At 46.6% G+C, this 7679-nt stretch carries 4 protein-coding genes; 2 read left to right on the top strand and 2 right to left on the bottom strand.

What is annotated here, in order from left to right; all coding sequences use genetic code 11:
* The first annotated feature begins 305 nt into the window (after positions 1-305).
* Complete coding sequence (locus ACN0T0_RS15490) at positions 306-1736, top strand: mannose-1-phosphate guanylyltransferase/mannose-6-phosphate isomerase (RefSeq protein ID WP_417227639.1); 1431 nt, start codon at positions 306-308, stop codon at positions 1734-1736.
* 229 nt (positions 1737-1965) lie between these two features.
* Here ACN0T0_RS15490 and cysN read toward each other — a convergent pair whose 3' ends face one another.
* Positions 1966-3867 (bottom strand): sulfate adenylyltransferase subunit CysN, encoded by a 1902-nt coding sequence (cysN, locus tag ACN0T0_RS15485; protein WP_417227637.1) that lies wholly within the window; start codon positions 3865-3867, stop codon positions 1966-1968.
* Positions 3867-5453 carry a sulfate adenylyltransferase subunit CysD gene (gene cysD / locus ACN0T0_RS15480; protein ID WP_417227651.1) on the bottom strand — a complete coding sequence of 529 codons (1587 nt, stop codon included), beginning with the start codon at positions 5451-5453 and terminating at the stop codon, positions 3867-3869. Before cysD ends, cysN begins: the two co-directional genes overlap by 1 nt.
* Before the next feature lie 421 nt (positions 5454-5874).
* Between cysD and ACN0T0_RS15475 the strand changes: the two genes are divergently transcribed.
* Positions 5875-7641, top strand: a complete 1767-nt coding sequence (locus ACN0T0_RS15475) for an SLC13 family permease (RefSeq protein WP_417227635.1) — start codon at positions 5875-5877, stop codon at positions 7639-7641.
* The last annotated feature ends 38 nt before the right edge of the window (positions 7642-7679 follow it).

Here is a 7679-nt window from a genome sequence, read left to right as displayed (position 1 = left end):
TGCTGCCTTGGAATATCAATCTCAATGACTCTCAGGTAACCGAAGCGATCTAGGGTGTGAGCAGTCTACGCTTACGTTGAATTCGCTGTTGGCAAAGGTAAGTTGATGTGACATGGTCAGGCTCGAAAATTAAAAATAAATTGTCTCATGGGAAGGACTTATTCGCATCTTCCTTAATTCGAACGCTCATTGTGTCAGTCTCAGTAATCCGCTATTACGTTATTAACCTGTTTGTAATAGAATTGTATCAATCTATATATCACTATTTTTAACTTAAATTTCATGAACGAAAAAGGATATTCTGTATGATCCCTGTCATTATGGCTGGCGGTTCCGGTACCCGTCTTTGGCCCCTCTCCCGTACCCAGTATCCTAAACAGTTCTTACCCCTTCACAGTGATCTTTCTATGTTGCAAGAGACGGTTAGCCGCTTAGGCTCTGTCGATCAGGTGAGCCTGATCTGTAACGAAGAACACCGGTTCCTTGCTGCAGAACAGATGCGTGTTTTAGATCAATCCTGCTCTATATTTCTTGAGCCTGTCGGGCGTAATACGGCACCGGCTATTGCATTGGCCGCGCTAAAAGCGGTTAGTCAAGGGCAGGGTGATGAGTGTCTGTTGGTTCTAGCGGCGGATCATGTGATTGAAAATGAAGTGGCTTTTCGTGATGCGATCGCCAAGGCTGAGCCTTTAGCGAAAGAAGGCTCACTGGTTACCTTTGGTATTGTGCCTACCCAGCCTGAAACGGGTTATGGGTATATAAAAGCCGATGTTAGTAATCCGATGTCCGAGGTCCGAAAAGGCGAAGGGCACATTACAGAAGCTTATTCGGTTGCAGAGTTTGTGGAGAAGCCTGATCAGGCAACGGCTGAGTCTTATTTGGCTGAAGGCGGTTATTACTGGAACAGCGGTATGTTTATGTTCTGTGCCGATCGCTATCTGGAAGAGTTGGGTAAGTTCCGTCCTGATATTCTTGCCGCGTGTGAAAAAGCGATGCAGGCGACGGTAGCGGATATGGATTTTGTTCGTGTTGATGCCGCTGCGTTTGAGGCTTGCCCGGATGAGTCTGTCGACTATGCAGTGATGGAAAAGACCGACCGTGCCGTTGTTCTGCCACTTGATGCCGGTTGGAGTGATGTGGGTAGCTGGGCAGCGTTGTGGGAAATAAAAGACAAAGACAGTCATGGTAATGTATTGGATGGCGATGTAATTGCCCATAACACACATGATTCGTTTGTTATGTCGTCTAATCGTTTAGTGACCACCTTGGGTGTGGATAACTTGATTATTGTGGATACCCCAGATGCTTTATTGGTGGCTGATAAGCGCAAAATTCAGGATGTTAAAGCGATTGTTGCTGAAATTAAGAACGCTAGTCGTAATGAAACCTTCCAGCATCGCGAAGTCTATCGTCCTTGGGGCAAATATGATTCGATCGATCTAGGTGACCGTTATCAGGTTAAGCGTATTACGGTAAAACCCGGTGCGCGTTTGTCTGTGCAGAAGCACCACCACCGTGCTGAGCACTGGATTGTGGTTAGTGGCACGGCCAATGTTACCAAAGGTAATGAGACCTTCTTGGTGACTGAAAACCAGTCGACCTATATTCCGTTAGGCGAGATCCATTGCTTGGAAAACCCTGGCATGGTTGAGTTGGAGTTGATTGAGATTCAATCGGGTTCTTATTTAGGTGAGGACGATATAGTACGGCTGGAAGATCAGTACGGAAGGGCTTAAAAGTCGAAGTTTGAGGTTTAAAAGCCGAAGTTCGAGGTTCGAACGCTGCGCTTGTCTGAGGTCCGAAAGAGCGTCATCTGCTTTACTCAGACTAGCGAAAGGTTCGGACGAACGAAGTGATCGAGCCCACTCGGGCTCGCGAAGCGTTCGGGCGAACGAAGTGATCGGGCCCACTCGGGTTAGCGAAGCGTTCGGACAAACGAAGAGATCGGATCTAGGACCCCTGTTTTTAAATCATCTGTTTCTGTTTAAGCAATTCGATGACTTTATCCGCCGCTTCTTCAGGCGTCATCTCTATTGTTTTCAAGTTAAGATCAGGCTGCTCTGGGGCTTCATAAGGTGAGTCAATACCCGTGAAGTTTTTCAGTTCTCCACGGCGTGCTTTCTTATAAAGGCCTTTAACATCACGATCTTCGGCGACTTCTAGCGGGGTGTTGATATAGACCTCCATAAACTCGCCTTTATCTAACATATCTCGAGCCATTTTTCTTTCGGCCTGGAAAGGGGAGATGAAAGAGGTCAGCACGATTAGCCCTGCATCGACCATCAGTTTAGCAACTTCGGCAATTCGACGGATGTTTTCAACCCGATCTTGATCGGTAAAGCCAAGGTCGTTGTTGAGACCATGACGGACATTGTCGCCATCTAGCAGGTAGGTATGGTGACCTAACGCGAGTAATTTTTGCTCGACCAAATCAGCGATGGTCGATTTACCGGAACCTGATAGGCCCGTTAGCCAGATGACACAAGGCTTTTGTGACTTGAGGGTAGAGCGCTCAGCTTTTTTCACTTCAGTATGTTGCACGGTGATATTCGTACTACGGCGAAGAGCAAAGTTGATCAGGCCTGCACCTACCGTATGGTTGGTCATCCTATCAATCAAGATGAAGCTACCCGTATCCCGGTTCGCTTTGTATGAGTCGAAAGCGATATCCTGATCGATACTGATATTACATTCGCCTATGCCGTTTAGTTCGAGCTTCTTAGCGGCCAAGTGTTCCATCGTGTTAACGTTGACCTGGTGCTTGAGATCTGTAATGGAAACGATAGCGGTTTTTGTACCAATTTGTATTTGGTAAGTTCGTCCAGGCATTAAGGGGTCATCGTGCATCCAGATTATCGTGCACTCGAATTGTTTACCGATAGACGCGGGTTCTGCTGCTGAGGTGATCATGTCTCCACGGGAGATATCGATCTCATCGTTCAGTGTCAGTGTGACTGATTGCCCCGCTACGGCCTGTGGTAGGTCGCCATCATAGGTTGAGATAGTGGCGATACTGCTCTCTTTACCTGAGGGAAGTGCGCGTATCCGATCACCTGGTTTAATCACGCCACTTGCAATTTGCCCGGCAAAGCCTCGAAAGTCTAGGTTGGGTCGGTTAACCCATTGAACCGCCATGCGCATAGGTTTTTTTTGCATTAGTTCATCGTCAACCGGTACGGTTTCCAAATACCCCATTAGGGTAGTTCCGTGATACCACGTCATGTTGCTGCTTGGTTCGTTAATATTGTCACCAGCCAATGCAGACATTGGGATGAAGGTAATCTGTTTGATGCCAATCTGCTCAGCAAATTCAAGATAGTCTTCTTTTATCTGGTTGTAAGTTTTCTCGGAATAATCGACCAGATCCATCTTGTTGATAGCAACCATGATGTTTGGAATGCCAATCAGAGAGGCGAGATAACTATGACGGCGTGTCTGGGTTAGGATACCGCGGCGAGCATCAACCATCAGGATCGCAACGTCAGCGGTGGATGCGCCCGTAACCATGTTGCGGGTGTATTGTTCATGCCCCGGTGTATCAGCAACAATAAACTTACGCTTATCAGTAGAGAAGAACCGGTACGCGACATCAATGGTGATGCCCTGTTCACGCTCGGCGGCTAAGCCATCAACCAGTAGAGCGAAGTCAATATTATCGCCTTGGGTGCCAAATTTTTTCGATTCCGCTTTAACCGCTGCTAATTGGTCTTCAAATAATAGTTTCGCTTCAAATAGTAGACGTCCGATTAGTGTGCTTTTACCGTCGTCAACGCTACCGCAGGTAATAAAACGCAGCAGGCTTTTTTGTTCGTGATCTTTCAGGTATTGGACGATATCGTCGGATATCATGTCTGATGAATGTGCCATTAGAAGTAACCCTCCTGTTTTTTCTTCTCCATGGATGCAGCGCTATCGTGATCGATCATGCGTCCCTGACGTTCAGATGTTTTGGTCAGCAGCATCTCTTGAATGATGGCGGGTAGTGTGTCTGCGTTTGACTCTATGGCGCCGGTGAGTGGGTAGCAGCCGAGCGTTCTGAAACGCACACTTTTCATCATAGGTACTTCGTTTGGTTGTAATGGCATACGCTCATCATCAACCATAATAAGTGTACCGTTACGCTCAACCACTGGGCGTTCAGCTGACAGATAGAGTGGCACAATTGGGATTTCTTCCAAGTAGATATACTGCCAGATATCCAGTTCTGTCCAGTTTGATAGTGGGAATACCCGAATGGATTCGCCTGCGTGTTTATTGGCGTTGTAGTTTTTCCACAGTTCAGGACGTTGGTTTTTTGGGTCCCAGCGGTGATCGGCGGTGCGGAAAGAGAAGATTCGTTCCTTAGCGCGAGATTTCTCTTCGTCACGGCGTGCGCCACCGAAGGCAACATCAAATTTGAATTTATTCAGCGCCTGTTTTAGGCCTTCTGTCTTCATGATATCGGTATGTAGCGCTGACCCATGGGTGAATGGGTTGATGCCTTTCTCGACCCCTTCTGGGTTCATATAGGTGATCAACTCGACACCGAGATTTTTTACCAGTTCATCTCTGAAGGTATACATCTCGCGGAATTTCCAGCCAGTATCAACATGTAACAGCGGAAATGGCGGTTTAGACGGGTGAAACGCTTTCATCGCCAGATGAAGCATCACGGCACTGTCTTTACCGATGGAGTAAAGCATGACCGGGTTATCTGCTTTGGAAACGACTTCGCGCATTATTTGAATGCTTTCCGCTTCCAGTCTCTGTAGGTGTGTTAATGCCATCGTGTTCCTCACATATGACGAAGAGCGTTTTTTCTCAGCCTGTGAGTTGTTTGAGATTGCAGGCTCGGCTTTTTTGGATGTTTTATAGGTTAACAATGTTACGCGGGACTGATTTTTTAGCCATTGTTGAATATCACTAAAATTGTCTAGTGGAACGCTATGGAACGATAGTATTAGGTCTGATGTGACCTGAGTACTGAGGCGTTTTAGGAAACTGAGAATGCTGGAACTATTAGGTTTACTCTGAGTTGCTAGCCAGTAAAGCTTACCTCTGAAATCTTGAGCGTAGATAAAATAGCCGCTCAATCCCGCTGCTTTCTGTTCTGGAGAAAGAGACAGTGTACCAATGCCACCCTTTAATACTTTGGGGGTTCTGGGTTTGGTTTTTGGGGTTGTGTTTTGAATCGTTTGTTGATGGGGTGTATCCGCGCTACCCTCCGTTTTTGAGTTGCTGGTATTCGTTATCTGATGACTGGGCTGACGATTATCATTCTTAAATTCAGGATGATATAAACTGAGCCAGGCTTGCGCTGAGTTAGTCCTGTCCGTGACTGGAGCGGAGATTCCCCATGCCTTCAGGTAGCGACTGACGGTTTTTGCTGAAATAGGTTGCTGTTGCTGACTAAACCAAGCTTGAACGGCCTGACTATCCCAAAGATGATTATTCTCTGGTGAGTTGGTTAGCATGAATTGAAGACATTCATCAGGAGAGCCTGACCCGGACGGTAAAATGACCTTGCGTCGTCCTCGCTTACCGGTATTCACTGCTTCCCATCCACCTTCTGTAAAACATTTATAGGCAGATATAATGGTGGGGTTTGACAAGCCTGTTTTCTGTTTAATAGAGGCAAGGGTTTCTCCGCTAAGACGCAGCTGTACGGCTTTTTTTCTAAGCTTATTGAGTGCTAGCGGAGAAAGCTTCTTGCCCGACATTATTTATATTCCTTAGGTAGAATTGAGATCATACAAAATTGACGGTATGCTGACAAATATAGTTTGTTAAACATTAGATGTCTTGATTTTTATTTGTCGATTTTTGTTATTGTTTATATTGGTCACTTTGCTTTATTACGTTGACACTCACTTAACGAACACAAGTAATCGGATTATGGATTTTTCAGCGGGATTAACATTCACTCTTCTTGTGTTGGTACTTTTGTTACTAGTCTTTAGCCGTATAGCGGCGGATATGGTTTTAATGGCTGCTATGGGGGTGTTGATTATAGCCAAGGTACTGACGCCTGCTGAGGCATTAGTGGGTTTCTCTAACCCTGGTGTAATCACTATCGCGGCTTTCTATGTCATTGCTGCTGGGCTAAAAGAAACCGGTGCGGTGCGCTGGATTGGACAGTTGTTACTGGGGTTGCCTGAACGTGAGAGGCAGTCGTTGTTGCGTGTTATTGTGCCATCATCAGTATTAAGTGCATTCATGAATAATACAGCCGTTGTTGCTATGTTTATGCCTGCAGTACAAGACTGGGCTCGGCGCATTAACATTCCGGTATCCAAGTTGTTGTTACCATTAAGTTATGCCGCCATTCTTGGAGGGACCTGTACGCTTATTGGTACCAGTACTAACCTCGTTGTCGATGGTTTGTTGCAAGCTGAAACGGGTTTAATGTTAGGGATGTTTGATTTGGCTTGGGTTGGAGTGCCGGTACTTCTTATTGCTGGAGGGCTCATCATCCTATTGGCTCCTTTGCTATTACCAGACCGTAAGGGGCTTGTTGAGCAGCTTGAAACGGCTAGAGAGTATGTCGTCGAATTGGTTGTTAGTCCTTTTGGTCCTATCGTCGGTAAGACGATTACGCAAGCGGGTTTAAGGCAGCTGACTTACGGCTATCTTGTTGATATTAGAAGGCGAGGTTTACTGTTAACGGCGGTTTCTCCCGATGTGGTGCTGGAGGCCGATGATGTGCTGGTTTTTATCGGCGCCCCTGAAAGTGCTCATGAGTTGCGTGGGATTCGAGGCCTTGTGCCACAACATGGTGATTTTGAAACGTTGGATATCGCCATTCAAGAACGGTGTCTGGTCGAAGCGGTTATAGGGCCCGAGTTTTTTGGCCTTGGACAAACGATTAGAGAATCACGCTTTAGGGGGCGTTTTCGGGCGGCTATTTTATCGGTGTGTCGCCAAGGGCAGCGGCTAGACGGTAAGATTGGTGACGTTCGTTTACAGGTGGGTGATACTCTGTTGATGGAGGCTAGCGATGACTTCGTGAGTCAGTATCGTTCGCGTAGAGATTTTCTGTTAGTCAGTGCTTTGAACGAATCGACGCCGCCCGATTTTGCTAAGGCTCCCTTTGCTATCGGCACATTATTGATGATGGTGTTGGTTAGCGCGGTGGGCTTACTTTCAATTTTAGAAGCATCTATTTTAGCCGCAGGCGTCATGCTGGCAAGTCGCTGTGTGTCGGTATCGCGAGCACGCCGCAACGTTGACCTTTCTGTATTGATTGTTATCGCTTCATCATTTGCTCTCGGCGCGGCCATGGTAAAAACCGGTAATGCCCGCATGATTGCAGAGGGATTGTTGTTTTTTGATGGGGTTACACCTTGGCAAGCACTGATATTGATGTATTTGATCACAGTTTTGTTCACTGAGTTGATTACTAATAATGCAGCGGCGGTATTGATGTTCCCAGTGGCAATGGCATTAGCGAATCAACTGGGGGTAAATTATATGCCCTTTGTGGTGGCGGTGATGTTTGCCGCGTCCGCCAGTTTTATAACCCCGCTGGGTTATCAAACTAACCTGATGGTATACGGCCCAGGAGGATACCAATTTACCGATTACGCGCGCTTGGGTATACCGTTGAGTATCACGGTGGCGGTGGTGTCATTGACGTTGATACCTCAGGTTTGGCCATTTTAAAGTGAAGTCTTAGTTTTAATTATTATTTGACAGCTTAA

The sequence above is a fragment of the Amphritea sp. genome (genome assembly GCF_048266285.1).
Lineage (GTDB): Bacteria > Pseudomonadota > Gammaproteobacteria > Pseudomonadales > Balneatricaceae > Amphritea.
Note: the sequence above shows the minus strand (reverse complement) of the source record. Positions and strands in the feature narration are given on the sequence as shown.